We start from the raw sequence: 24,729 nt of genomic DNA on the forward strand, positions 1-24,729 counted from the left end.
GAGATGGTCTTCCAGGGCTCCAGCGCCGCACTCTCGCACACCGGAAAGGTGCGCTCGAACAATCAGGACTCCGGGTACGCCGGTTCCAACCTGTTCGTGGTGGCGGACGGCATGGGCGGTCACGCCGGCGGTGACGTGGCCTCGAGCCTCGCGATCGCCCGCATCGCCCAACTCGATCGCCCGTTCGCATCGACGGTGGATGCCGAGCGCGCCCTGCAGCAGGCAGTGACCGACACCGCCGGCGACATCATCGACACGGTCCGCGTGCGTCCGGCCCTCGCTGGTATGGGAACCACCGTCAGTGCGCTGCTGATGGTCGACGACTACGCGGTCATCGCCCACATCGGCGACTCCCGCATCTACCTGTTCCGCGACGGCGCGATGACGCAGATCACGACGGACCACACGTTCGTCCAGCGCCTCGTCGACTCCGGCCGCATCACGCCGGAAGAGGCGCGGTACCACCCCCGGCGCTCGGTGCTCATGCGCGTGCTCGGCGACATGGATCCCGATCCCGAGATCGACACGTTCATCATGCCGACGCGTCCGGGTGACCGGTGGCTGCTGTGCTCGGACGGCCTGTCGGGCGTCGTCGACGACACCCACACGCAGAAGGCCCTCGCTGCGGGCCAGGCTCCCGCCCGCACCGCGGATCTGCTGCTGAAGCAGGCGCTGGATGCGGGCGCTCCCGACAACGTCACGGTCGTCATCGTCGACATCGGGGGCCACCATCCGGTCTTCTCGGGAACACCCACCATCGTCGGCTCGGCCTCGAACCCCACCGGCGTCGTGGTGCCCGCCGCCCGCCCGGGCCGCTCCTCGTGGCTGCATCCGGGACGACAGGCGGCGAACGAACCCACCCACTTCGAGCCGGCTCCGGAGTTCCTCGAGGAGCTCATCGAGGAGGACCGCCGCCGCGCCCGTCGCCGGCGCATCGGCTGGCTCGTCGGGCTGCTGCTCGTTCTCGCCGCCCTCGCCGGTGCCGCCTTCGCGGGCTACAGCTGGACGCAGACGCGCTACTACGTCGGGGCGGACGACGACTCCGTCGTGATCTACCAGGGCGTGCAACAGGGCATCGGACCGATCTCCCTGTCCAGCGTCTACGAAGACACCGACATCGCTCTGGCCGATCTCAGTCCGTTCGACCGGCAGAGCGTGGAGTCCACCATCTCGGCCCGCTCCCTCGCGGACGCCCAATTGATCGTCGACCGACTCCGACAGGCAGAGGGGCAGTGATGACCGCCGAAGCCCCCACGACCGACACCTCCGTACTGCGGGCACTGCGCCGCATCCGGATGCCGCAGAAGCAGCGCAACCGCGAGCTCGGGCTGCTCCTGTTCGCCCTGGCGATCAACGGCGCCGCCGTCGCGCTGGTGCAGCTGGGCGCGAAGGGGGCGATCGACCCGAGCTTCCTCTACTACTCGGGCGGGCTCGGCGTGCTCGCTCTCGCCCTGCACATCGTGCTGCGCTTCGTCGCGCACGACGCCGATCCGTTCGTGGTCCCGATCGCGACCGTGCTGACCGGACTCGGCCTCGCGATGATCTATCGCATCGACATCGAGATCGACAGCCAGGGCTGGTCGGCCGCCTCCACGCGGCAGATCGTGTGGGCGGCGATCGCGATCGCCGCGGCCATCGCGGTCGTGCTCTTCCTGCGCAACTACCGCGTGCTCTTCCGCTACACGTACGTCTCCGGCTTCATCGGCGTCGCGCTGCTGCTCCTGCCGTTCGTTCCGGGCCTCGGCACCAACCAGAACGCCGATGTCTGGGTCAGCCTCGGATTCTTCTCGTTCCAGCCGGGAGAGCTCGCGAAGCTCGCCCTGGCGGTGTTCTTCGCCGGCTACCTCGTGCGCACGCGAGAGAGCCTGACGTCCGTGGGCAAGAAGTTCCTCGGCATCACCTGGCCGCGTGCGCGCGACCTCGGCCCCATCCTCGTCGTGTGGCTCGTCTCGCTGGGCATCATCGTGCTGCAGCGCGACCTCGGCACGGGCCTGCTGATCTTCGGCATGTTCGTCGCGATGCTCTACGTCGCGACCGGCAAGACGGGGTGGGTGCTGCTGGGTGTGGGGCTCGCCGTCGCCGGCGCCGTCGCGGCATCCCAGGTCCTGACCTACGTCGGATGGCGCTTCGCCAACTGGCTCGACGCGTTCAACCCCGACATCATCGACCGCACCGGCGGCAGCTACCAGCTCGTGCAGGGGATCTTCGGCCTCGCTCACGGCGGTCTGCTGGGCACGGGCCTCGGCCAGGGCCGACCCTCGATCACCCCGCTGGCGCAGAGCGACTACATCTTCCCGAGTCTCGGCGAAGAGATCGGTCTGATCGGCGTCTTCGCGATCCTCTGCCTGTACATGGTGTTCACCAGCCGTGGACTGCGCGTCGGTGTCGCGGGCCAAGACGACTTCGGCAAGCTGCTCGCGACGGGACTCTCGTTCACCATCGCCCTGCAGGTGTTCATCATGGTCGGCGGCGTGACCCGGGTCATCCCGCTCACGGGTCTGACGACGCCGTTCCTCGCCGCGGGCGGCTCCTCCCTCGTGGCGAACTGGATCATCGTCGCGCTCATCCTGCGGATCTCGGATGCGGTGCGCAATCAGCCCCGGGTGGTGATCGGATGACCCGCGAAGTCCGCCGGCTCAGCTTCGTGATGCTGGCCATGTTCCTCGTGCTGTTCGGTTCGACCAGCGTCATCCAGGTGTTCCAGGCGTCGACTCTGGCCGAAAACGGCGAGAACCGGCGCGCGCTGTACGACTCGTACGAGATCCAGCGCGGCTCGATCATCGCCAGCGGCGCGGCCATCGCGTCCTCCAGCCCGAGCAACGACGTCTACAGCTGGCAGCGCAGCTACACGGACGCCGACATGTGGTCCCCGGTGACCGGATACATCAATGCGGCGCTGGGATCGGCGACGGGCATCGAACAGGCCATGAACCGGGAGCTCTCGGGCACCGGCGGCGGCCAGTTCTTCTCCCGCGTCGAGCAGATCTTCACCGGGCAGCCCCCGCAGGGATCCAACGTCGTCCTCTCGGTCGACGCGAACGTGCAGAAGGCGGCGTACGACGCGCTGGGCGACCTGCAGGGCGCCGTCGTGGCGATCGAGCCGAAGACCGGCCGCATCCTCGCGATGGTCTCCAAGCCCGGCTACGACACCAACCTGCTCGCCTCGCACGATCTGGGTGCGGTGCAGGCCTCGTACAACGATCTCGTCAACAACGCGCTGCAGCCGATGTCCAACCGCGCCATCGGGGGCAGGATGAACCCGCCGGGATCGACCTTCAAGCTCGTCGTCGCCTCCGCCGCTCTGGCCTCGGGCAACTGGACCCTCCAGTCCACGCTGCCGAACGTCGCCAGCTACACGCTTCCCGGAACCTCCACCGCCATCAGCAACGCCGGCGGCGGAGCGTGCGGGCCGGGCGAGACCGTGACCCTCGCCGACGCCCTGCGCCTGAGCTGCAACATCCCGATGGCGGAGCTCGCCGTCCAGCTCGGCGACGACGCGATCCGCGCCGAGGCGGAGAAGTACGGCTTCAACAAGTCGTTCGCCACGCCCGTGGACTCCACGCCCTCGGTGTATCCCACCGCCGCGCTCAGTGACGACAAGACCGCGCTCACCGGGTTCGGTCAGGGCGACGTCCGCGCGACGCCGCTGCAGATGGCCATGGTCTCGGCCGGCATCGCGAACGGCGGGATGGTCATGAATCCCCAGATGGTGGACCAGGTCATCGGTCCGGATCTCTCGGTGCAGCAGCAGTTCGAGCCGACCGAGTTCGGGCGGGCGCTGAACGAGGATCTCGCGAACCAGCTGGCGAGCGCGATGGTCGCCAATGTCAGTGACGGCGTGGCGTCGAATGCAAGAATAGACGGAGTCGAAGTGGGCGGTAAGACGGGTACGGCGGAGAACGGCGGGTCCAACCCGTACACGCTCTGGTTCACCGGTTTCGCGCCCGCTGAAGACCCCGAGGTCGCGGTCGCAGTGGTCGTCGAGAACGGCGGCGGGCAAGGTCAGTCGGGCAGCGGTAACTCCATCGCAGCGCCCATTGCAAAGAAGGTCATGGAGGCGGTGCTGGGACGATGAGGCCGACACAGGGAGCGACGTTCGGTGGGCGTTACGAGCTGGATTCGCGCATCGCCATCGGCGGTATGGGCGAGGTCTGGGAAGCCACTGACCACGTCATCGGGCGCACGGTGGCGATCAAGATCCTCAAGGACGAGTACATGGGGGACCCCGGGTTCCTCGAGCGGTTCCGCGCGGAGGCGCGCCATGCCGCACTCGTGAACCACGAGGGGATCGCCAGCGTCTTCGATTACGGCGAGGAGAACGGATCCGCGTTCCTGGTCATGGAGCTCGTTCCCGGCGAGGCGCTGTCGACCATCCTCGAGCGCGAGGGCTCACTGTCCACGGACAAGACGCTCGACATCGTCGCGCAGACCGCATCCGCGCTGCAGGCCGCACACGCCGCCGGCCTCGTGCACCGCGACATCAAGCCGGGAAACCTGCTCATCACGCCCGACGGGCGCGTGAAGATCACCGACTTCGGAATCGCGCGCATCGCCGACCAGGTGCCGTTGACGGCGACCGGTCAGGTCATGGGCACGGTGCAGTACCTCTCGCCCGAGCAGGCGTCGGGTCATCCCGCATCCCCCGCGACCGACATCTACTCGCTCGGCATCGTCGCGTACGAGTGCCTCGCGGGCAAGCGTCCCTTCACGGGCGAGTCGCAGGTCGCGATCGCGATGGCGCAGATCAACGAGCAGCCGCCGGCGCTGCCGCCCACGGTGGCGGTTCCCGTGCAGAACCTCGTCATGGCGATGATCGCCAAGAAGCCCGAGGAGCGTCCCGCATCCGCCGCCGCCGTCGCCCGCGCTGCCAGCGCGCTGCGCCGCGGCGACGTGACGGCCGCCACGGTCGCGGTGCCCGCCATCGGCGGCGCCGTGGGCGCGGACGATGCCACCCAGCTGCTCGGGGTCGGCGAGACGCAGGCGGCGACGCAGCTTCTGAGCGCCTCCACCGCGGCGTCCCCGGTGGACGAGCCCGCCAAGCGCAAGCGCAGCCCCTGGACCTGGCCGCTCGTCGCCCTCATCGTGCTGCTCCTGATCGTGCTGGGCGGAACCCTGTGGGCGATCTTCGGCAACCAGAGCGCGGATCCCGGACCGACCGGAACCAGCACGCGCACGACGGCGACCACTCCGTCGTCGACGCCCACCCCGAGCAAGACGACCGTGGATGTCGCCGCGCTCGACCTGGTGGGCAAGAGCTGTGAAGAGGCAACGGGACTCGCGCAGGGAGCAGGGCTGCTGGCCTCCTGCACGCCCGGCAATTCCGCGCCGAGCCCCGACCAGGTCGGCCTGGTCTACAGCGTGAGCCCGACCGGGAACGCGCCCGAGGGCTCGCAGCTCACCCTGACGGTTTACGCCGACCAGACGCCGATCGGAGCTCCCGCGATGCCGCGCATCGAGGTCAACGGCGCGAAGGCGGAGACGGTGACGGCGGGCTCCACCGTGCAGATCAACTGGGAAGGCTTCACGTGCCCGTCCGGTACCGGGTCGGTCGTGAGCTACAACTTCACCGCGGTCAACGGCATCTTCACCTCAACGGGTCAGTCCACGGCCGCCGCCGGACCCAACCAGCGTCCGATCCCGCTCGAGGTCGGGACGAACACCGGACAGGCGCTCATCGTCAGCTACACCGTGACCTGCTCCGGCTCGGGCGACGGCACGACGCGCAACTCGGAGACGTCGCCGCAGGCCCAGGCCAACGTGCAGTCCTCGTCGCCGTCACCGACACCCACCAGCCCCCTCCTGGGCGGGAACTGAGCGCAAGCCGCCGACTCGCCCCGGATTCTGCCAGGGCGGGTCGGTTAGGCTTTCATCTGTTGCACCCAGGGAGTCGCCGTGTCAGATGATCCACGCGTACTCGCCGGTCGCTACCGCATCGATGAGCTCATCGGTCGCGGCGGCATGGCGAGTGTGTTCCGAGGCTACGACCTGACCCTCGACCGCGAGGTTGCACTCAAGATCCTGCGCCGGGAGCTCGCGGACGACGCCGCCTTCCGTACTCGTTTCCGACTGGAGGCACAGGCCGCCTCCCGCATGTCCCACCCGACAATCGTGCGGGTGTTCGATGCCGGCGAAGACAGCGAGACGACCGCCGACGGCGTGGCGCACCCCGTGCCGTTCATCGTCATGGAGCTCGTCAACGGCGACCTGCTGAAGGACATCATCTCCGGCGGAGACGTGCCCGTAACGGACGCGGTGCGCTATGTCGACGGCATCCTCGAGGCACTCGAGTACTCCCACCGCGCCGGCGTCGTGCACCGCGACATCAAGCCGGGCAACGTGATGGTCACGGCCGCGGGCCAGGTGAAGGTCATGGACTTCGGCATCGCGCGAGCCGTGTCCGACTCCTCCTCCACTGTGGCCGAGACGACGGCCATCATCGGCACAGCCGCCTATTTCTCTCCCGAGCAGGCCAAGGGCGAACCGGTCGACGCGCGCGCCGACCTCTATTCGACGGGCGTCGTCCTCTACGAGCTGCTCACCGGACGCCCGCCGTTCCGGGGCGAGACTCCCGTCGCCGTCGCGTACCAGCACGTCAGCGAGACACCGGTCCCCCCGAGCGAGCACACCGAGAGCATCCCCCGCGGGCTCGATGCTCTCGTGATGCGCGCCCTGGCGAAGGACCCCTTCCAGCGGTTCCAGGATGCGGCCTCGTTCCGCGCCGCCCTCTCCGACGCGGTGGGCGGCAAGGCCCCCACCAAGCGCCAGCTCGGCGCACTCACGAGCGAGCTGTACGGCGCGAATCCCCGTCAGGCCGCAGAGACAGCGCGATCGCTGCGACAGCTGTCGACCGATACGACCATGCGGCGCACGCAAGCCGGACCGCCGGTCGCCTGGATCTGGTCCGGTGTCGCGGTGCTCGCCGTGCTGCTGGTCTCGGTGCTCTTCTGGGTCGTCACCATCCGTCCCGGCGACGCCGTGCCGGACAGTGCGCGCATCGTGCCGGATCTGACGACCATGACCTACGACCAGGCGGTGGATGTGCTCGAGGAGCACGACCTGCTCTCGGACCGGGTGCCCGTGGCCGATGATCGGATCCCCGAAGGCAGCGTCGTGCGCAGTGAACCCGCCGCGGGTGATTCGGTGCAAGTCGGTCAGACGGTCAAGCTCTATGTCTCGACCGGCAAGGAGAGCGTCGCCGCTCCGACGATCGTGGGCCTCAATGAGACCGACGCACGCCAGGCGCTGACCACGGCGGGCCTCGCCGTCGGTACCATCACACCGGTCAACGACGCCAAAGCTCCCGCCGGCGAGGTCCTCAGTGCGAGCACGGCGGCCGGCGAGGTGACGGCGGGTGCCCAGATCCCGGTGGGAACGACCGTCAATCTGCGGGTTGCGAGCGGGCGCGTCGTGATCGAGGACGTGACCGGCTACACGATCGAGGCGGCCACGCGTAAGTTCGAGGCATTGGGCCTGACCGTCGTGGCGAGCGCCGATCCCGGCTGCAAGGCCACGGGCACGACGCCGACCGTCCGCGTGATGTCGCTCGCTCCCGGCGAAGTGCCGATCCGCTCGGAGATCACCCTCACCTACTGCTCGGGCTGAGCGCTCGCTCCGCGATGGGGCGTGAGGGTCAGCGCACGCAACGGCGCATCTTCTGCGCCGATCCCGGCGAGCCAGGTCGCGAGCAGCCGATAGCCGTACTCGGTCAGGACGCTCTCGGGATGGAACTGCACTCCGCTGAGCGGCAGGTGACGGTGCTCGAGCGCCATCACCGTACCCTCCGGGGTGCGGGCCGTGACGCGCAGCACATCGGGGATCGTCTCCGCCTCCACCGCCAACGAGTGGTACCGGGCGGCGGAGAAGGGAGAGGGCAGACCCTGGAGGATGCCGGTGCCGTCGTGAACGATCGGCGACGTCATCCCGTGCATGAGTTCGGGAGCCTGCGCCACGCGCGCGCCGAAAGCAACCGCCAGAGCCTGGTGACCGAGGCAGACCCCGAGAAGAGGCGTGCCCGCCGCGGCCGCCGCCGCGACGACGGCGAGCGAGGAGCCTGCGCCCTCGGGCGTGCCAGGGCCTGGAGAGACGAGGACCCCGTCGAACCCCGCGAGAGCGGCGGCCGCCGCATCCGGATCGATCTCGTCCGCTTCGCGCATCAGCGTGTCGGCCCCGAGCTCGCGAAGGTACCCCACGAGCGTGTGGACGAAACTGTCGTGATTGTCGACGACCAGCACGCGTGCCGCGGTCACTGGACGGTCGACTCCTGCGGGTCGACGATCGACGAGATCCACGGGAAGACGTACCAGAAGAGCCCGTAGAGAACGGCCGCCGCGACGACGAGCACGATGAGCAGCCGCACCCACCAGGGGCCGGGAAGGATGCGCCAGAACGCCGCGTACATCAGGACACCGCCTCGCTCAGGGATGCCGGTTCGCCCTCGGCTCCCGGCGTGAAGGATTCGAACACCGCGTAGGCGATGAGTCGCTCCGAGAATCCGTACCGCGGGCTGCAGGTCGTCATGGTCAGGTAGCGTCCGTTCGCCTCGACGCCCTCTTCACGCGGGACGGGCAGCAGAACGTCGACGGAATCGGGGGTGACGTACTCCATGCTGCGATAGCGGTAGGTGTACCAGCCGTCCTGCGTCTGGATCACGACGGCGTCGCCGACGTGGAGGCCGGGCAGGTTCATGAAGGGGGCGCCGTGGCTGCCGCGGTGGGCGGCGACGGCGAAGTTTCCGACGGCGCCCGGCATCTGCGTGCTGGAGTAGTGGCCGATCGCGCCGAGGTCCAGGCTCTCCGAACGTCCGACGCCGCCCGCGATCTGCACGGCGTAGTCGGGGCCGAACCGCGGGATGCGCATGATGCCGAAGACCTCGCCGCTGGCGGCATCCGGCAGGACGATCGGCTCAGCGGTGCTCACCGGCGGCGCGGAAGCGTCGGGGGTGCTCGACTCGCTCGTCGAGGGAGAGGGCGTCGACGAGGAACCGTAGTTCTGCGCCCACTGCTCGGCGATCGCCTGACCTGCGGCGTTGTTCTGCTGCCCCTGGATCCAATCGCCGATCCAGAGCTGCCAGCCGACGTAGAGAAAGGCTAGGACGCCGACCGTGATGAAGACCTCGCCGATGACCCCGAGTGCACTGATCCGCCGACGCGCAGGCGTCGCGGCGCTCCGGCGCGAACGCCGTGTGGCGGCGGGCGGGGTCTCGGTCACACCGGGAGTCTAACCGTCGCAGGTTACGCGAAAGCCTGACCCCTAGAATGTGGACATGGCACGCTCCGACAACGACGAGGACCTCACCCCCGCTGGCGCCGGTGAGCCCGCACCCAACCCCGTGTGGTTCAAGCCCATCATGATCGGTCTCATGCTCGTGGGACTCGTGTGGGTTCTCGTGTTCTACCTCAGCGGGATGCAGTTCCCGATTCCGGGCATCGAGGCCTGGAACCTCGTCATCGGTTTCGGGATCGCCTTCGTCGGCTTCCTCATGACCACTCGGTGGCGCTGACGGCTCAGCGCCGAAGAATTACACCCGTGTGATTCATCCCCACGTGTGGATGAACCTGTGGATAACTCTCCCGCTCACCGCCAGATCGCCGGCGCGAGAGCGAGCAACCCGATGAGGATGACGGTCCATCCGCTCAACAGCGCGATCTGCAGCGCGCGCCGGCGGCGCTCGCGCGTCACGACGTAGATCAGCCCGACGACGGCGCCGGCGACCAGGCCGCCGACGTGCGCCTGCCACGAGATGTTGAAGCCGGGCACGAAACCGATCACGAGATTGATCGCCAGCACGATGATGATGCCGGTGATGTCGTTGCCCAGTCGGCGCGCGATGACCATGAGGGCTCCGAACAGCCCGAAGATCGCACCCGACGCGCCCACGACGAACGAGCTCGGCGCGATGAGATCGACCAGCACCGACCCGCCGAGCGCGCTGATCACGTACAGCGTCAGGAAGCGGGCGCTACCGAGCACGGGCTCGAGGATGCGTCCGATCATCCACAGGGTCAGCATGTTCAGGCCGACGTGCCAGAAGCCGGAGTGCACGAGGCTGGCTGTGAGCAGTCGCCACGGCTGGAACTCGCCCGTGAACTGGGGATAGAGGTAGCCGGCGCTGAAGCCGAGCCACTGGGTGAGGGGGAGTCCGAGCGAGAGGACGAACACTGCGGCGCAGAGGGCGATGATCGTGTAGGTCACGATCGGCCGGCCGCCGCCCGCAGCCAGGGCCACGGGAGCCGACCGACCCCATCGTCGTTGCGCCTTCTTCTGTGCCGGCGTCGCAGAGCGTCGCTGCTCGGCCATGCACTCCGGACAGATCACCCCAACCGGTGCCTGCGTCTGACACTCGGGACAGATGGTTCGCAGGCACCGCTGGCAGAGCACGAAGCTCTGACGGTCGGGGTGCCGGTAGCAGAAGTTCTCGCGGTTGCTCGCGAAGCTCTCGCTCGTCACGGGATGCGGGTGGTCAGACCTGCGCGATGTCGATCGACTCGATCACGACGGGCTCGACGGGCCGGTCGCCCGCGCCGGTCGGAACCTGAGCGATGGCGTCGACGACCTGACGCGACGCGTCGTCCGCGACCTCGCCGAAGATCGAGTGCTTGCCCTGCAGCCACGGGGTGGGGTCGGTCGTGATGAAGAACTGCGATCCGTTCGTGCCCTCCACAGCGCCCGTGATGGCGTTGCGGCGCTGACCGGCGTTGGCCATGGCCAGCAGGTAGGGCTTCTGGAAGGTGAGCTCCGGGTGGATCTCGTCGTTGAAGGTGTAGCCCGGACCTCCGACGCCCTGACCGAGAGGGTCGCCGCCCTGGATCATGAATCCGGGGATGATGCGGTGGAAGATGACCCCGTTGTAGAGGGGGCCGGAACCGGGCTGACCCGTGGACGGGTCGGTCCACTCTCCGGTGCCGTCGGCGAGACCGACGAAGTTCTGGACGGTGCGAGGCGCGTGATCCCCGAACAGGTTGACGACGATGTCGCCGTGGTTGGTGTGAAATGTGGCGACGGCGGTGTGCTGAGGCATGTTGTCATTGTCTCAGAGTTCGCTGCAAGCCCTGCCGTTCGCGGTCGATCCCTCTGGCAAGATGGGCTCACGACTACCCACGGATTAGGGGGATCTCGCATGAGCCTCAGCCGCAAGCGTAAGAAGGAGCTCCGGAAGCTCCAGGGCCACGCCAACAAGGTGTGGGAATCGCAGCAGGTGCTCGTCGGTGAAGCGGCGGACATCGCCCGCGAAGCCGGCCGCCAGCTCGGCAACTACAACCGCGAGCACGTGGTGCCCGCGGTGCGCGAAGGGTACGACCGCTACGCGGCTCCGTACGTGGACCGCGGCGTCAACATCTCGAAGCACGTGCTCAGCGACAAGGTCGTTCCGGCCGCCGGTGCGCTCGTGGGCGGCGCCCTGTCGGTGTGGGATGCGGCGGGCGACACCCGCGCGCGCATCGCTGCCGGGCGGGGCATCGACCTCGACCCCGCCACGTACAAGAAGAAGGCGGCCAAGTACGGCGCCAAGGCATCGAAGAAGCTGGCCAAGCGCCTCTCCGTCGAATCCCCGAAGAAGCGGGGGCTGGGCGCGGGCGGCGTGATCGCGCTCATCTTCGGTGTGGCCGCGGCCGCGGGCGTGCTCTACGCCGCCTGGCAGACGCTGCGTGCCGACGACGAGCTGTGGGTCGCGGACGACCCGCTGAGCGCGCCTGACGCGTGAGCGAGGATCCGACGAGGCGGGTGCGGGAAGCCGCATCCGCCCTCGGTCTTTCGGTGGAGGTGCGCGAGCGCCCCGAGGCGCGCAGCCTCCCCGAAGCCGCCGAGCTTCTGGGGATCTCGCCGGTCGACATCGTCAAGACGCTCGTCGTCAAGCGCAGTGACGACACGTTCCTGTTCGCCCTGATTCCGGGCGACCGGGCCATCGCCTGGCCGAAGCTCCGCCAGCTCGTGGGCGTCAACAAGCTCAAACTCCCGGATGCCGACGTCGCTCTGGCAGCCACCGGCTACGAGCGCGGCACGATCGTTCCTCTCGGCAGTACGACGGCCTGGCCCGTCTTCGCCGATGAGTCGATCCGTGGACGCCGTATCGCGCTCGGCGCGGGCGCCCACGGCTTCAGTCTGTTCGTCGACGCGGATGCCCTCCTGCAGGCGCTGGACGCCACCGTGGCGGATATCTCCCAGCCGCTCTGAGCGCCCGCGGCCGGTTCAGCCGAGCGTGAGGTCTGCCTGCGGGATGAGGTATTCCCGCTGCAGCCAGTCTCCGAAGTGCGCGCGGGCGAGGCAGCTGGGTGCCGAGGAGCAACCGATCACGGGATCGTGCGCGGCGTACACCGCGAACAGCGAGGCCTTGCGCTCCAGTTGCGTTCCGGTGATGTTCGCGGGTCGCTCGGCCGACGGATAGCCGATCGCATACTCGACCTGCGCGCTGGGCGCGGCGCCCGCATCCACGGCGCGCGAGACGAGCGTGCCGACGGACGAGTGGTCGGGGTGGTCGCCCGCCGAGTCGTGCGCCTCCTTCGGCAGGTGTGTGAGTACACGATCGGGCGCGTAACCGGCGAGGATCTCGGCGATCGACTTCTCCAGCGTTGCGACGGACACGGATCGCCCCTCGTCGATCGTGCGCAGCGACGGGAGCGCGCCGCTGAGCAGCTTCTCGAGCGTCTGCTGACCGGTGTAGATGAACGTCGTGCCGCTGAGTCCGCCATCCGGAAGCCGCAGGAAGAGGAGGGACACACGTTCGTCGTCACTCGGCTTCGTCATCGTGACCGTCATGCCGCTCGCGAGTGTGACCGATCGGTCGACCCACTCCCCGCTGCGACCGAGCATGGCGTCGTAGGCGGCGCGGATACCCTTCTCGCGCTCACTCGCGTAGGTGGACTCGCCCTCTCCCGCATCGGAGTAGGTGAAGAAGAACGTGCGGACGCAGCCCCCGTCGGCGAGCTCATCGTCGATGACCGGATTGCCGAAGATCAGGTCGTCGTCGTAGTGCGCCCAGAAGGAGACGACCGTGCGGCCTGCGCAGGGCTGTTCGATGAAACTCAGCGGCGAGGTGAACGAGGAGACATCCGTGCGCCCCAAAGCCGACGGGATGTCCGCACACTGCTCCGACGTTGCGAAGAAGAGCGCCGCCTCCGCCGCCGGCTGGGTGGCCGCCGAGATCTGGGCGCCGAGAGATGCGGGGTCGATCGCCAGCTTCGTGGCGCAGCGGTCGATGATCGTCTGCACATCCCCCGCGGCGAGCGTGTTGGTCGGAGCAGCGGGGGACGTGTTCTCGATCGTCGGATGAGGCGGCTGCTGTCCACCCGCCGCGCACCCACCCATCCCGAGGGCCGCGACCAGCACGGCCGCAGCGGAGAGAACACGCCATCGCACCACTGATCATCCTCACTGCACGTCCGGCGATCATACGTGCCGCGGCTCACAGCTGAGGATGCGGGCCCTCCCACCCGGCCATGCGGCGTCCGATGTCGACGAGCCTCACGCGCCGAAGACCGGCGGCCTCCTGCGGGGTGAACCACGCGGCCTGGTCGGTGGACCCGCCCACCTCGTTGCGCAATCGTCCGCCGGTGATGTGCGCGCGGTAGAGGATGCGCAGCGTGTGCAGCGCTGATGCGGTCTCTGCCAGTCGCTTCGTGGCCGGGATCACGCGGGAATCGATGCCGAGGAGCTCGTCGACGGCCACGCGATAGCCGGTCTCCTCGCGCACTTCGCGCCGTACGGCCCGCTCGGGGTCCTCGCCCTCCTCGAGACCTCCGCCCGGCAGCGTCCACGCGCTGCGACGGCCCTCGTTCCAATGGGCCAACAGGATGCGTCCGGCATCGTCGGTGATGATCGCGTAGGCGGCGACACGCATATCCATGACGTGACTTTAGCCGGGTGTGGATAACTCGCGCTCTGGTTCACGATGCTTCGCTAGCGTGACCGCGTGCCTCTGGATCCCGAAGAATCACTCGCGCAGATCGAGCGCGATGTCCGGCAGAGCGCTGACCGCGCCGCCAAGATGCCCGCATTCGAAGCCACCGTGTCCGCCATCCGCGGCGCCGCCTGGTCGTCCGCGCGCGACGTCTACGTGCAGGTCGACTCCACCGGACGCGTGCAGACCCTCCGCTTGGGCGAGACGGCTCTCGCCCGCGGCGCACAACGCCTTGCCTCCGACATCCTCGCCACGATCGTCTCCGCGGAGAAGAACGCTCACGCGGCGACGATCGACGCCGTCTCCGAGCTCCTGGGCGACGACGACCCCATCACCGAACAGCTCCGCTCCACCGACACCCCCTGATACGTCCGAAAGAGCCTCGAATGACCGAGAACATCGCCCTTGATTTCGATCGGCTCCGGCAGCATGCCGCGCTGGTCACCTCGCTTGCCGATGACGTCACCGGCGCCATCTCGATGCTGAAGGGAGGCGATCTCGCCTCCAACGCCTTCGGCATCCTGTGCGCCTTCCTCGTTCCGCCCTCGATGGCGATGTCCGCGGCGGCGACCGGTCTCTTCGGCGCGGATCAGTCCCTGCTGCTTCGCACCGCGGGAGAGCTGCGCGACACCGCGGCGCAATGGGAGCAGTTCGAGGACGACACGGTCACCACCCTCCGCGACCTCGAGAATGCGCTGGGCCTGTGATGACCACTCCCGCCGCTCTCGCCGCATCCGGTTCCTCCTTCGCGTCGCCCTACTCCGGCAGCAAGCTGCTCGATTCGGGCCACGCACTTTCCCAGGCCGTACGCAACGGCGACTGGCTCGAGGGCGGACTTGCCTTCCTCGACACCCTGGGCAACGCCGCGGCCGCCCTCGCGGATCCCATCGGCACGCTTGCGAGCATCGGGCTCGGCTGGGTCATGAAGTACCTGAAGCCGCTGAGCACCTGGCTCGACCAGCTGGCCGGCAGCGAGGCGAACGTCGCGGCCGTGGCCCAGCAGTGGACGAACGCCGGCAGCGCGCTGCGCGACACGGGCAACACGCTCGTGACGCGCCTGTCGGATCTCGACGGTCTCAGCGGTGACACCGTGCGCACCTACGTGCGCTTCGCGCAGGACACCGCGAAGCACATCGCCGCCACGGGCGACTGGGCCGATGCCGCGGCGGGCGGACTGCGCAGCGCCTCCTCGCTCGTCGCCAAGATGCAGGGCGTCGTGAAGAACGCCATCTCGCAGGTGGTCGCGACGGCGATCGAGGCGATGGCGGTCGTCGCCGCATCCTTCGGCCTCGGCATCGGCTACGCGATCGCACGCGTGGTCACCAAGGTGAACCAGCTCGTCAACAAGGTCGTGCGCCCGCTCACACAGGTCGTTCGCTCGGTGAAGTCCCTCGTGGGCCTGGTGCAGCAGCTCGGCTCGCTGTTCAAGAGCACCGAGCGCCTGAGCTCGTCGATCCTCGGCGGCGGCGCGAAGTCGACCACCGTGACCGCGGGTTCCGTGGTCGATGCTTCCGGAGCCACGAGGCTCGGCAACACCGCGCAGGCGAATCTCATCAGCGCAGGTCACAAGGCCGACAACTGGCACTTCGAGAGCACGCCCGTGGTGTCGACGGGTATCGGCGCCGAGGGAACGTTGACCATCGACGGTCCGATGGCCGGCAGTGCCGGCGTCGCCTCCTTCGCCGGTGGCGGGCTGGCAGGTTCCGTCTCGGCGGCTGACGGCGCCGGAAGCGGAGCGCACGGCGTGTACGGCTCCGGTGCCGGTGCCTACGGGGCGGGTACGGGTTCGGCCTCCGGTCCGGGTAGTGCATCGTCGATCGTCGGTACGGGTGCGGCCGCATCCGCCGCGACCGCGGCAAGTGTCGGAAGCTCGCACGCCGCCGCTGCGGGCTCGCGCATGATGACGCCGGGAGCGATGATGGGCGGCGCCAGTCGGGATGGCGGAGCGCGCAGCGGGCTCGGCATCCGTCAGGTCGTGCGCGAGATCGTCATCGAGGCGGATGCGGCGGAGGAAGAGCTCGCTACCGCAGAGCGCGACTGAGTCGTTCCGCGAACGCCCCCGTGCCGGCAGGTGCGGGGGCGTTGCCCGTGCGCACCAAGGCACACTTGGACACATCGACGGCACGAACGGTTGCGGAGACGCATTCGGTGTCGCTCGGGGGAGGTATTAACTGTGGAGCCTAGGAGATTCGAACTCCTGACATCCTGCTTGCAAAGCAGGCGCTCTACCAACTGAGCTAAGGCCCCGTGAGAAGGGTGGTGGGGCTACCAGGACTTGAACCTGGGACCTCTTCATTATCAGTGAAGCGCTCTAACCGCCTGAGCTATAGCCCCGTTCGGCGCCTCGCGGCGCCAACCTCCAAGACTTTACCGGATGCGGACCGGTTTGACCAATCGCGGTCAGTTGGAGGTGAAGCCCACCAGCAGACCGCCGGTGACCTTGACCGCGAGGTTGTAGATCCCCGCGATGACCGCGCCCAGAACCGTCACGACGATGAGGTTCAGGATGGCGACGACGGCCGCGAACGCCATGACCTGCGGGAGCCCCACGAACTGGCTGAGCGAGAGCGAGCCGTCCGAGAACGACTTGAAGAACTCATCGGCCTGGCCGATGAGCCCCGTCGTCTGCACGACCAGGTAGACCAGCAGGAACGACACGACGGTGACGATCGCCAGAGCGACCGCCGCCAGGAACGACAGCTTCACCGCCGACCAGAAGTCGACGTAGACGAGGCGGAGACGAACCTGCTTGGCGCTCGTCTTGCTGCTCGACTTCTTGGCGAGCTTGTCGGCTACCGTGCTCATGCGTCAGTACTCTCCTCGGGAACGGTGGCGGCCGCCTCGGTCTCCTGGGATGCATCGGCGTCCGCTGCATCCGCAAGGCGCCGCTCGCTGTTGCGGGCGATCGCGATGATCCGGTCGTCATCATCCGGTCGGGCGAAAACGACGCCCATGGTGTCGCGACCCTTCGCAGGGACCTCGGCCACGGCAGAGCGTACCACCTTGCCACTGGCAAGAACCACAAGGACCTCGTCGTCGTCTCCGACGATCAGAGCGCCCGCCAGATCGCCCCGATCCTCGTGCAATTTGGCCACCTTGATGCCCAGTCCGCCGCGGCTCTGGACGCGGTACTGGTCCACATCCGTACGCTTGGCGTACCCGCCCTCGGTCACCACGAACACGTCGCCGTCGACGGAGGCGACGGACGCCGACAACAGGCTGTCGTCGCCGCGGAACGACATTCCCTTGACGCCCTCGGTGGAGCGGCCCATGGGCCGCAGCGACGCATCGGTCGCCGTGAAGCGCAGCGACATTCCGTGACGGCTGACCAACAGGATGTCGTCGCTCTCGTCGACCAGGAGCGCGCTGACGAGCTCGTCCTCCTCGCGCAGGCGGATGGCGATGACGCCGCCCTGTCGGTTCGTGTCGTACTCCGACAGGCGCGTCTTCTTCACGAGTCCGCCGCGGGTGGCGAGCACGAGATACGTCGCGGCCGCGTAGTCGCGGATGTCGAGGATCTGCGCGATCTCCTCGTCCGGCTGCAGCGCGAGCAGGTTGGCGACGTGCTGACCCTTCGCGTCGCGGCCGGCCTCGGGCACCTCGTAGGCCTTGGCGCGGTAGACGCGGCCCTTGTTCGTGAAGAACAGCAGCCAGTGGTGGGTGGTCGTGACGAAGAAGTGCTCCACCACGTCGTCGGCGCGCAGTTGCGCGCCCTTGACGCCCTTGCCGCCCCGGTGCTGGGAGCGATAGTTGTCGCTGCGCGTGCGCTTGATGTAGCCGGCGCGGGTGATGGTGAGCACCATCTCCTCTTCCGGAATCAGGTCTTCCACCGACATGTCGCCGTCGAACCCGTAGAGGATCTGCGTGCGACGCTCGTCGCCGTACTTCGCGACGATCTCGGTGAGCTCCTCGCGCACGATCGTGCGCTGACGGGCGGGCGTGGCCAGGATGTCCTGGTAGTCCGTGATCTGCGCCTGCAGCTCCTCGGCCTCGTCGATGATCTTCTGGCGCTCGAGGGCGGCCAGACGACGCAGCTGCATCTGCAGGATCGCATCGGCCTGGATGTCATCGATGTCGAGCAGCTTCTTCAGGCCGCCGCGCGCATCGTCGACCGTCGCGGACGCGCGGATGAGGGCGATGACCTCGTCGAGCGCATCGAGCGCCTTCAGGTACCCGCGCAGGATGTGCATGCGCTCTTCGGCCTTGCGCAGGCGGAACGCGGTACGGCGCACGATCACGTCGATCTGGTGCGTGATCCAGTGCGAGACGAAGCCGTCGAGCGACAGGGTGCGCGGCACACCGTCGACGATCGCCAGCATGTTCGCGCCGAAGTTGTCCTGCAGCTGCGTGTGCTTGTACAGGTTGTTCAGGACGACCTTGGCGACCGCGTCCCGCTTGAGGACGACCACGAGTCGCTGACCGGTGCGGTCGCTCGACTCATCGCGAATGTCGGCGATGCCGGTGATCTTGCCGTCGCGGGCGAGGTCGCGGATCTTGACGGCGACGTTGTCGGGGTTGACCTGGTACGGCAGCTCGGTGATCACGAGGCAGGTGCGGCCCTGGATCTCCTCGATGTTGACGACCGCGCGCATCGTGATCGAGCCGCGCCCCGTGCGGTACGCCTCGATGATGCCGCGCGTGCCGAGGATCTGCGCGGATGTCGGGAAGTCCGGACCCTTGATGCGCTGGATGAGCGCCTCGAGCAGCTCCTCCTGCGTCGCCTCCGGGTGATCGAGCGCCCACAGCACACCGTCGGCGACCTCGCGGAGGTTGTGCGGCGGGATGTTGGTGGCCATGCCGACGGCGATACCGACGGATCCGTTGACGAGGAGGTTCGGGAACCGCGCGGGCAGAACGACCGGCTCCTGCGTCTGCCCGTCGTAGTTGTCGACGAAGTCGACGGTGTCTTCCTCGATGTCGCGCACCATCTCGAGCGCGAGCGGGGCCATCTTGGTCTCGGTGTAGCGCGGGGCTGCGGCGCCCTGGTTGCCGGGCGAGCCGAAGTTGCCCTGGCCGAGTGCCAGCGGATAGCGCAACGACCACGGCTGGACCAGACGCACGAGCGCCTCGTAGATGGGCGAGTCGCCGTGCGGGTGGTACTGACCCATGACCTCGCCGACGACGCGGGCGCACTTCGAGAACGACTTGTCGGGCCGGAAGCCGCCGTCGTACATGCCGTAGATCACGCGACGGTGCACCGGCTTGAGGCCGTCCTCGACGCGCGGAAGCGCGCGGCCGACGATCACGCTCATGGCGTAGTCGAGGTAGCTGCGCTGCATCTCGGACTGCAGGTCGACCTGGTCGATGCGACCGTGGTCGTGCTCGGCGGGCTCCGTCGTCGGACGCTCTTCGTCAGTCATTCGTCTCTTCTTCTCTGCGTCGGTGTCGTGTCATCTGACGGATGCGGCGCGCGCCGCATCCGGTGCGATCAGATGTCGAGGAACCGGACGTCCTTGGCGTTGCGCTGGATGAAGTGTCGGCGGGATTCGACGTCCTCGCCCATGAGCGTGGAGAAGATCTCGTCGGCCGCGGCGGCGTCGTCGATCGTCACCTGCAGGAGGGTACGGGTCGAGGGATCCATCGTCGTCTCCCACAGCTCCTTGGCGTTCATCTCGCCGAGACCCTTGTAGCGCTGGATGCCGTTGTCCTTCGGGATGCGGCGCCCCGCCGCGAGCCCTTCGGCCAGCAGCGCGTCGCGCTCGACGTCGCTGTAGACGTACTCGTGCGGCGAGTTGGACCACTTCAGGCGGTAGAGCGGCGGCTGCGCCAGGTACACGTAACCGGCCTCGATGAGCCCGCGCATGTAGCGGAACAGCAGCGTGAGCAGCAGGGTGGTGATGTGCTGACCGTCGACGTCGGCATCGGCCATCAGCACGATCTTGTGATACCGCGCCTTCTCGATCGAGAAGTCCTCGCCGATACCCGTGCCGAAGGCCTGGATCATCGCCTGCACTTCGTTGTTGCCGAGGGCCCGGTCGAGCCGGGCGCGCTCGACGTTGAGGATCTTGCCGCGCAGGGCGAGGATCGCCTGCGTGTGCGGATCGCGGCCCTGCACCGCGGAGCCGCCGGCCGAGTCGCCCTCCACGAGGAAGATCTCGCTGATCGAGGGGTCCTTGCTCGTGCAGTCCTTGAGCTTGTCGGGCATCGAGGCCGACTCGAACACGCTCTTGCGGCGCGCGGTCTCGCGGGCCTTGCGGGCCGCCATCCGTGCCGTCGCTGCGTCGATCGCCTTGCGGACGATGTTCTTCGCCTGCTGCGGGTTGCGGTCGAACCAGTCGCCGAGCTGGTCGCCGACGACCTTCTGCACGAACGCCTTCGCCTCGGTGTTGCCGAGCTTCGTCTTGGTCTGCCCCTCGAACTGGGGCTCGGAGAGCTTGACGGAGATGACAGCCGTCAGGCCTTCGCGCACGTCGTCGCCGGAGAGGTTGTCGTCCTTCTCCTTGAGCAGGTTCTGCGCCCGGGCGTACTTGTTGACGAGGGTCGTGAGCGCCGCACGGAAGCCCTCTTCGTGGGTGCCGCCCTCATGCGTGTTGATCGTGTTCGCGTAGGTGAACACGTTCTCCGTGTAGGAGGTCGTCCACTGCATCGCGAGCTCGAGCGCGATGTGGCGCTCGGTGTCCTCGGACTCGAAGTCGATGATCTCGTCGTTGACCGCATCCGCCTTGCGCACGCGGTTGAGGTACTCGACGTAGTCGACGAGGCCACGCTCGTACAGGAACTCGTCGTGCGGCTGCACGGCGACGACCTTGCCGTCGACCTCCTCGTCGACCGTGTGGTCGGGGCGCTCGTCGCGCACGGTGATGGTCAGGCCCTTGTTCAGGAACGCCATCTGCTGGAAGCGAGTGCGCAGCGTGTCGTAGTCGAAGTCGACCGTCTCGAAGATCGCGGGATCGGGCCAGAAGGTGATCGTGGTTCCGGTGGACTCCGTCGCAGCGCCCTGAGCGAGCGGGGCCTGAGGAACGCCGCCGCTGGCGTACGACTGGTTCCACTCGTAGCCCTGACGCTTGACGCTCACCTCGAGCCGTGTCGAGAGCGCGTTCACGACCGAGGAGCCGACGCCGTGCAGACCACCCGAGACCGCGTAGCCGCCGCCGCCGAACTTGCCACCGGCATGGAGGACCGTCAGCACCACCTCGACCGTGGACTTGCCCTCCGTCTTGTGGATGTCGACGGGGATGCCGCGGCCGTTGTCGACGACGCGCACGCCGCCGTCGGCCAGGATCGTCACCTCAATACGGTCGCAGTACCCCGCGAGCGCCTCGTCGACGGAGTTGTCGACGATCTCGTACACCAGGTGGTGGAGTCCGCGCGGTCCCGTGGAACCGATGTACATGCCGGGGCGCTTGCGAACGGCCTCGAGTCCCTCGAGAACCTGGATCGCGTCTGCCCCGTACTCGTTCCGGACCGGCTCGGGGGTGTTCTGTCCGTCGTTGGGAACGCTGGAGGGGGTGGGGGACGTCATAGGTTTCGAGCGCTCCGGTTCTAGTAGACGGACCCTTCCAGTCTATCAAGCGGAGGCTCATCACGGGGCGTGTACGCCCGTGTGGCGTCGTAAACGGACGCGAGACACGTCCGTACATGCCTTATCCGTAGGTATCCCGGGGACCGCGCCCTGGAACGGCTCTGGGACCCCATTTCCAGGAGGGGACGTCCGGGCCGACGAAGCGCACGTTCTGGACGCCCGCATCCGGGAACCGCTGCGCGATGGTCGTCACGATGTGCGTGCGCATCAGACGCAACTGCTTCGCCCAGGCGGTCGAGTCGCACTGCACGGTGAGCACACCCGCATCCAGTCCTACGGGACGCGTGTGCCTCGCGGTCTCCTCACCGGCGACGAGCTCCCACTGGCGAACGAGGTCAGCGCGGGCCAGAAGTGGGTCCCAACCGGCCTGTTTCGTCCAGTGGGCGAGCACGTCGCCGACGCCGTGCGGATCGCGCCCGGGGGTGAACGGGGCATCCTCGTCGCCCGTGCCGCGACGGGTGCGCCTCTTCGCACCGCGCCGCGATGTCGGCTCGAGTCCGCGCAGACGCAGATAGGTGCTGAGCGTCTCGGGAACCTCGTCCTCGTCACTCATCGTCGCTGACCTCGAGAATGCGACCAGCCTCGACGCGCACGGTGCGTCCGCGCAACTCCTCCGGGACATCCGCCTCGACCGCGGCAGTGACCACGACCTGTTCGAAGTCCGCCACGAGGGAGGCGAGCCGCATCCGTCGGTCGGCGTCGAGCTCGGCGAAGACGTCGTCGAGGATCACGATGGGATCCCCCAGGAGCGAATCCGCGCGCAGCAGCTGTGCGGAGGCGAGTCGCAGTGCGAGCGCGACAGACCAGGACTCCCCGTGCGACGCGTATCCCTTCACCGGGAGTGAGCGGATGCGGAGCATCAGGTCGTCACGGTGCGGCCCGACGAGGGTCACGCCGCGGTCGAACTCGGCGGCGCGCTTGGCCGCGAGAGCTGCACGGAACGCCTCTGCCGTCACGACCCCGGACGCGACGCGCTGATCGCCGTCGTCCTCCGGATCGAACCCTGCGATGGAGTTGGCCCACTCGAGCTCCGGAGAGTGATCGGCGCCAGCGATGGCCGCGTAGGCGGCGACGAGGTGCGGATGCAGGTCGGCGGCGAGCCGTGCGCGTGCCTCGATGATTTCGGTACCGAGCGCGATGAGTTTGTCGTCCCAGACGTCGAGAGTCGGGAGCGCGTCGCCGCGGAGGCCCCGTGCCCGCGCGGACTTCAACAGCGCGGTGCGTTGCTTGAGCACGCGGTCGTAGTCGGCGATGACGCCGGCGAGCCGGGGGGAGAGCTGGACCAGCAGCTGGTCGGCGAAGCGACGGCGCGCGGAGGGATCGCCCCGGACGATCTGCAGATCCTCCGGCGCGAACAGCACGACCTGCGCGTAGCGCGGCAGTTCCGCGGAGCGCACGGGGGCCCCACCGACGCGAGCCTTGTTCGATCCCTGCTTGTTGATCTGGATCTCGAGCTGGATGTGACGCTCTCCGTGACCGAGCCGGGCGCGGACGAAGGCGGCATCCGCTCCCGAACGCACGAGCGGTGCGTCGGCCGACACGCGATGCGAGCCGAGGGTCGCGAGGTAGGTCACGGCCTCCGCGAGGTTGGTCTTTCCCTGGCCGTTTCGCCCGACGAGGAGGTTCGCCCCGCGGGTGAACTCGAGGTCGGCGTGTTCGTAGTTACGGAAGTCGACGAGACTCAGGCGTTCCACGATCACCGGACAACCCTACGGCGACGGTGCGACGCGATCAGCGCAGCAGCAGGTTCGGCTGCAGCAGGTACTTGAACTCGCCCTCGCCGGCGCGCTCCACCGACGTCTGCGGCGTCACGAGGATCGGGCTGAGCTTGTTCGCGTTGTCGCTGGAGGTGAAGGTGATGCGGGAGAACTCGCTGCGCACCGCCGAGAGCGACTCAAGCAGATACTGCGGGTTGAGCCCGAGGGTCACATCGTCGCCGGTCAGCGTCGCATCGACGGACTCGGAGGCGCGCGCCTGCTCGGTTCCCGACGCCTCCATCGCGACGCCTTCCGCAGTGAACGTGAAACGCAGGGGGGCGGAGCGGTCGAGCACGAGGGCGACACGACGCACCGCTTCGGCGAGCTCGGCCGTATTGACCACCGCGTGATGCGCGGTCTGCTCGGGGAACAAACGGCGTACCGGCGGGAAGTTGCCCTTGATGAGCAGCGACGTCACCGTCTTGTTGCCCGACGTGAAGGCGATGATCTCGCGATCACCGGAACCGGAGAACGCGATCGAGATGTTCTCGCCGTGCGAGAAGGTCTTGCCGACCTCCTGCAGCGTGCGTGCCGGAACGAGAGCCGTGGTGGTCTCACCGTCGGTTGTGGCAGGACCGTCCCAGGGGATCTCGCGCAGCGCGACCCGGTAGCGGTCGGTCGCCACGAGGCTGAGCTGCGTTCCGCTCACCTCGAGCTGGACACCCGTGAGCACGGGCGTCACATCGTCGCGCGATGCGGCGAAGGCCACCTGGGCGATCGCTGTCGCGAACTCCTCGGCGGGAACGAGACCTGACTCGCCGGTCACCTCGGGAATCGCCGGGTACTCCTGCACGGGCATCGAGGCGAGCGTGAAGCGTGCCGAGCCACAGGTGAGCAGGATGCCGTCGTCATCCACCTCGATCTGGATGGGAGCGTTGGGCAGGCGGCTGGCGATATCGGAGAGCAGCCGACCGTGCACGAGGATCGTGCCGGGCGCTTCGACCGAGGCGTCGATCGTCGTGCGCGCCGAAGCCTCGTAGTCGAACGCCGAGAGCGAGAGCCCCTCGGAACCGGCTTCGATGAGCACGCCCGCCAGGATCGGCTGCGGGTTGCGCTGGGGCAGGAGCTTGACGACGAACGATACGGCTTCGCTGAAAACGTCGCGATTGACCTGGAACTTCACAGTGCTCCCTCTCCGGCGGGCTGGGCTTACCCATGCTAGTGCTGCGAATGGTCCAGACGAAGAACACGCTCTTGGCCCCCAGAGGTGATCGCACGCCAATGAAGAGTGATGTGAGAGTCATCTTGTTAACAGCTGTGCAAACTGTGGATAAGTCGGTGGATGACTCTCGGCGCATGGGAACTACAAACGTGTGAGATGTGGATGCGCTGCGGAGGGAGCTGTCGAACGCGGATCGTGTGATTCGTGCCGCTCAAGCGTTCTCCACACGTGATCGCCGTGTCGTTCACATCGCCCGTCGGCGTTTCGCACAGTTATCCACAACTTCTCCACATGTGTGAAAGCGAGGATGAGGCTGCGCGGCGCGATTGTCAAATGAGAGTCTCCGGCCACCGGAAACGACGAAGCCCACGGCGTGGGCCGTGGGCTTCGAGGCTGT

24 protein-coding genes and 2 tRNA genes are annotated in these 24,729 nt (G+C 67.9%); 11 read left to right on the forward strand and 15 right to left on the reverse strand.

Annotation, left to right across the window (positions count from 1 at the left end; translation table 11 throughout):
• The first annotated feature begins 3 nt into the window (after nt 1–3).
• From PQV94_RS16030 to pknB, 5 genes are all read left to right on the forward strand, one after another.
• The gene (locus tag PQV94_RS16030; RefSeq protein WP_274286755.1) at nt 4–1,236 is read left to right on the forward strand and encodes a PP2C family protein-serine/threonine phosphatase; all 1,233 of its coding nucleotides are present in this window, start codon (nt 4–6) and stop codon (nt 1,234–1,236) included.
• Nucleotides 1,236–2,618 (forward strand): FtsW/RodA/SpoVE family cell cycle protein, encoded by a 1,383-nt coding sequence (locus tag PQV94_RS16035; protein ID WP_274286756.1) that lies wholly within the window; start codon nt 1,236–1,238, stop codon nt 2,616–2,618. The genes PQV94_RS16030 and PQV94_RS16035 overlap by 1 nt, the downstream gene beginning before the upstream one ends.
• A complete protein-coding gene (locus tag PQV94_RS16040; protein WP_274286757.1) occupies nt 2,615–4,075 on the forward strand; it encodes a peptidoglycan D,D-transpeptidase FtsI family protein in 1,461 nt (486 codons plus the stop codon). Before PQV94_RS16035 ends, PQV94_RS16040 begins: the two co-directional genes overlap by 4 nt.
• The gene (locus tag PQV94_RS16045) at nt 4,072–5,814 is read left to right on the forward strand and encodes a serine/threonine-protein kinase (protein WP_274286758.1); all 1,743 of its coding nucleotides are present in this window, start codon (nt 4,072–4,074) and stop codon (nt 5,812–5,814) included. Before PQV94_RS16040 ends, PQV94_RS16045 begins: the two co-directional genes overlap by 4 nt.
• A gap of 78 nt (nt 5,815–5,892) precedes the next feature.
• Complete coding sequence (gene pknB / locus PQV94_RS16050; protein WP_274286759.1) at nt 5,893–7,602, forward strand: Stk1 family PASTA domain-containing Ser/Thr kinase; 1,710 nt, start codon at nt 5,893–5,895, stop codon at nt 7,600–7,602.
• On the opposite strand, the gene PQV94_RS16055 is transcribed toward pknB, so the two are convergent.
• The 3 genes from PQV94_RS16055 to PQV94_RS16065 are packed head-to-tail and all read right to left on the reverse strand — an operon-like array spanning nt 7,587 to nt 9,207.
• A complete protein-coding gene (locus PQV94_RS16055) occupies nt 7,587–8,246 on the reverse strand; it encodes an anthranilate synthase component II (RefSeq protein WP_274286760.1) in 660 nt (219 codons plus the stop codon). The two genes, pknB and PQV94_RS16055, sit on opposite strands and share 16 nt — an antisense overlap.
• Nucleotides 8,243–8,398 (reverse strand): hypothetical protein, encoded by a 156-nt coding sequence (locus PQV94_RS16060; protein ID WP_274286761.1) that lies wholly within the window; start codon nt 8,396–8,398, stop codon nt 8,243–8,245. Before PQV94_RS16060 ends, PQV94_RS16055 begins: the two co-directional genes overlap by 4 nt.
• Complete coding sequence (locus PQV94_RS16065; protein ID WP_274286762.1) at nt 8,398–9,207, reverse strand: class E sortase; 810 nt, start codon at nt 9,205–9,207, stop codon at nt 8,398–8,400. Before PQV94_RS16065 ends, PQV94_RS16060 begins: the two co-directional genes overlap by 1 nt.
• Before the next feature lie 55 nt (nt 9,208–9,262).
• On the opposite strand from PQV94_RS16065, the gene PQV94_RS16070 reads away from it, so the two are divergent.
• Nucleotides 9,263–9,499: a cell division protein CrgA gene (locus PQV94_RS16070; protein ID WP_137418491.1), complete on the forward strand. Its 237-nt coding sequence runs from the start codon at nt 9,263–9,265 to the stop codon at nt 9,497–9,499.
• A 74-nt stretch (nt 9,500–9,573) separates the two neighbouring features.
• Here the strand turns inward: PQV94_RS16070 and PQV94_RS16075 are convergent, their stop codons facing one another.
• Together PQV94_RS16075 and PQV94_RS16080 are read right to left on the reverse strand one after the other, a co-directional pair.
• Entirely contained in the window at nt 9,574–10,296 is a 723-nt protein-coding gene (locus PQV94_RS16075; RefSeq protein ID WP_443192695.1) for a rhomboid family intramembrane serine protease, read from the reverse strand.
• A 163-nt stretch (nt 10,297–10,459) separates the two neighbouring features.
• Nucleotides 10,460–11,017, reverse strand: a complete 558-nt coding sequence (locus PQV94_RS16080; RefSeq protein WP_274286764.1) for a peptidylprolyl isomerase — start codon at nt 11,015–11,017, stop codon at nt 10,460–10,462.
• A gap of 99 nt (nt 11,018–11,116) precedes the next feature.
• Between PQV94_RS16080 and PQV94_RS16085 the strand changes: the two genes are divergently transcribed.
• Nucleotides 11,117–11,698, forward strand: coding sequence for a DNA helicase (locus PQV94_RS16085; RefSeq protein WP_274286765.1), 582 nt, complete (start codon nt 11,117–11,119; stop codon nt 11,696–11,698).
• 20 nt (nt 11,699–11,718) lie between these two features.
• Entirely contained in the window at nt 11,719–12,168 is a 450-nt protein-coding gene (locus PQV94_RS16090) for an aminoacyl-tRNA deacylase (protein ID WP_419144871.1), read from the forward strand.
• A 15-nt stretch (nt 12,169–12,183) separates the two neighbouring features.
• Here PQV94_RS16090 and PQV94_RS16095 read toward each other — a convergent pair whose 3' ends face one another.
• Together PQV94_RS16095 and PQV94_RS16100 are read right to left on the reverse strand one after the other, a co-directional pair.
• A complete protein-coding gene (locus tag PQV94_RS16095) occupies nt 12,184–13,353 on the reverse strand; it encodes a PIG-L family deacetylase (RefSeq protein WP_274286767.1) in 1,170 nt (389 codons plus the stop codon).
• Nucleotides 13,354–13,396: 43 nt separating this feature from the next.
• The gene (locus PQV94_RS16100) at nt 13,397–13,837 is read right to left on the reverse strand and encodes an NUDIX hydrolase (protein ID WP_274286768.1); all 441 of its coding nucleotides are present in this window, start codon (nt 13,835–13,837) and stop codon (nt 13,397–13,399) included.
• A gap of 66 nt (nt 13,838–13,903) precedes the next feature.
• Here PQV94_RS16100 and PQV94_RS16105 point away from each other — a divergent pair, with 66 nt between their 5' ends.
• From PQV94_RS16105 to PQV94_RS16115, 3 genes are read left to right on the forward strand one after another with little or no spacing between them, the layout of a single operon-like run.
• Entirely contained in the window at nt 13,904–14,257 is a 354-nt protein-coding gene (locus tag PQV94_RS16105; RefSeq protein ID WP_274286769.1) for a hypothetical protein, read from the forward strand.
• 20 nt (nt 14,258–14,277) lie between these two features.
• Entirely contained in the window at nt 14,278–14,598 is a 321-nt protein-coding gene (locus PQV94_RS16110) for a type VII secretion target (protein WP_274286770.1), read from the forward strand.
• Nucleotides 14,598–15,932, forward strand: coding sequence for a hypothetical protein (locus PQV94_RS16115; RefSeq protein WP_274286771.1), 1,335 nt, complete (start codon nt 14,598–14,600; stop codon nt 15,930–15,932). Before PQV94_RS16110 ends, PQV94_RS16115 begins: the two co-directional genes overlap by 1 nt.
• Before the next feature lie 133 nt (nt 15,933–16,065).
• Here PQV94_RS16115 and PQV94_RS16120 read toward each other — a convergent pair.
• From PQV94_RS16120 to dnaN, 8 genes are all read right to left on the reverse strand, one after another.
• A tRNA-Ala gene (locus PQV94_RS16120) sits at nt 16,066–16,138 on the reverse strand.
• A gap of 10 nt (nt 16,139–16,148) precedes the next feature.
• Nucleotides 16,149–16,225 (reverse strand) — tRNA-Ile (locus PQV94_RS16125).
• Nucleotides 16,226–16,291: 66 nt separating this feature from the next.
• Complete coding sequence (locus tag PQV94_RS16130) at nt 16,292–16,696, reverse strand: DUF3566 domain-containing protein (RefSeq protein ID WP_137418500.1); 405 nt, start codon at nt 16,694–16,696, stop codon at nt 16,292–16,294.
• A complete protein-coding gene (gene gyrA / locus PQV94_RS16135; RefSeq protein WP_274286772.1) occupies nt 16,693–19,251 on the reverse strand; it encodes a DNA gyrase subunit A in 2,559 nt (852 codons plus the stop codon). The genes PQV94_RS16130 and gyrA overlap by 4 nt, the downstream gene beginning before the upstream one ends.
• 68 nt (nt 19,252–19,319) lie before the next feature.
• The gene (gyrB, locus tag PQV94_RS16140; protein ID WP_274286773.1) at nt 19,320–21,353 is read right to left on the reverse strand and encodes a DNA topoisomerase (ATP-hydrolyzing) subunit B; all 2,034 of its coding nucleotides are present in this window, start codon (nt 21,351–21,353) and stop codon (nt 19,320–19,322) included.
• 121 nt (nt 21,354–21,474) lie between these two features.
• Nucleotides 21,475–21,966 (reverse strand): DUF721 domain-containing protein, encoded by a 492-nt coding sequence (locus PQV94_RS16145; protein WP_274286774.1) that lies wholly within the window; start codon nt 21,964–21,966, stop codon nt 21,475–21,477.
• Nucleotides 21,959–23,113: a DNA replication/repair protein RecF gene (gene recF / locus PQV94_RS16150; protein ID WP_274286775.1), complete on the reverse strand. Its 1,155-nt coding sequence runs from the start codon at nt 23,111–23,113 to the stop codon at nt 21,959–21,961. The genes PQV94_RS16145 and recF overlap by 8 nt, the downstream gene beginning before the upstream one ends.
• A gap of 31 nt (nt 23,114–23,144) precedes the next feature.
• The gene (gene dnaN / locus PQV94_RS16155) at nt 23,145–24,293 is read right to left on the reverse strand and encodes a DNA polymerase III subunit beta (RefSeq protein WP_274286776.1); all 1,149 of its coding nucleotides are present in this window, start codon (nt 24,291–24,293) and stop codon (nt 23,145–23,147) included.
• Nucleotides 24,294–24,729: the final 436 nt, after the last annotated feature.

It is taken from the genome of Microbacterium sp. Clip185 (genome assembly GCF_028743715.1).
In the GTDB taxonomy this organism is placed as follows: Bacteria; Actinomycetota; Actinomycetes; order Actinomycetales; family Microbacteriaceae; genus Microbacterium.

Excerpts from the sequence above, each read along its gene's own strand:
- PQV94_RS16030 (WP_274286755.1), top strand. The coding sequence starts at position 4 with ATGGTCTTCCAGGGCTCCAGCGCCGCACTCTCGCACACCGGAAAGGTG.
- PQV94_RS16035 (WP_274286756.1), top strand. The coding sequence starts at position 1,236 with ATGACCGCCGAAGCCCCCACGACCGACACCTCCGTACTGCGGGCACTG.
- PQV94_RS16040 (WP_274286757.1), top strand. The coding sequence starts at position 2,615 with ATGACCCGCGAAGTCCGCCGGCTCAGCTTCGTGATGCTGGCCATGTTC.
- PQV94_RS16045 (WP_274286758.1), top strand. The coding sequence starts at position 4,072 with ATGAGGCCGACACAGGGAGCGACGTTCGGTGGGCGTTACGAGCTGGAT.
- PQV94_RS16060 (WP_274286761.1), bottom strand. The coding sequence starts at position 8,398 with ATGTACGCGGCGTTCTGGCGCATCCTTCCCGGCCCCTGGTGGGTGCGG.
- PQV94_RS16070 (WP_137418491.1), top strand. The coding sequence starts at position 9,263 with ATGGCACGCTCCGACAACGACGAGGACCTCACCCCCGCTGGCGCCGGT.
- PQV94_RS16075 (WP_443192695.1), bottom strand. The coding sequence starts at position 10,296 with ATGGCCGAGCAGCGACGCTCTGCGACGCCGGCACAGAAGAAGGCGCAA.
- PQV94_RS16080 (WP_274286764.1), bottom strand. The coding sequence starts at position 11,017 with ATGCCTCAGCACACCGCCGTCGCCACATTTCACACCAACCACGGCGAC.
- PQV94_RS16085 (WP_274286765.1), top strand. The coding sequence starts at position 11,117 with ATGAGCCTCAGCCGCAAGCGTAAGAAGGAGCTCCGGAAGCTCCAGGGC.
- PQV94_RS16100 (WP_274286768.1), bottom strand. The coding sequence starts at position 13,837 with ATGGATATGCGTGTCGCCGCCTACGCGATCATCACCGACGATGCCGGA.
- PQV94_RS16110 (WP_274286770.1), top strand. The coding sequence starts at position 14,278 with ATGACCGAGAACATCGCCCTTGATTTCGATCGGCTCCGGCAGCATGCC.
- PQV94_RS16115 (WP_274286771.1), top strand. The coding sequence starts at position 14,598 with ATGACCACTCCCGCCGCTCTCGCCGCATCCGGTTCCTCCTTCGCGTCG.
- PQV94_RS16130 (WP_137418500.1), bottom strand. The coding sequence starts at position 16,696 with ATGAGCACGGTAGCCGACAAGCTCGCCAAGAAGTCGAGCAGCAAGACG.
- gyrA (WP_274286772.1), bottom strand. The coding sequence starts at position 19,251 with ATGACTGACGAAGAGCGTCCGACGACGGAGCCCGCCGAGCACGACCAC.
- gyrB (WP_274286773.1), bottom strand. The coding sequence starts at position 21,353 with ATGACGTCCCCCACCCCCTCCAGCGTTCCCAACGACGGACAGAACACC.
- PQV94_RS16145 (WP_274286774.1), bottom strand. The coding sequence starts at position 21,966 with ATGAGTGACGAGGACGAGGTTCCCGAGACGCTCAGCACCTATCTGCGT.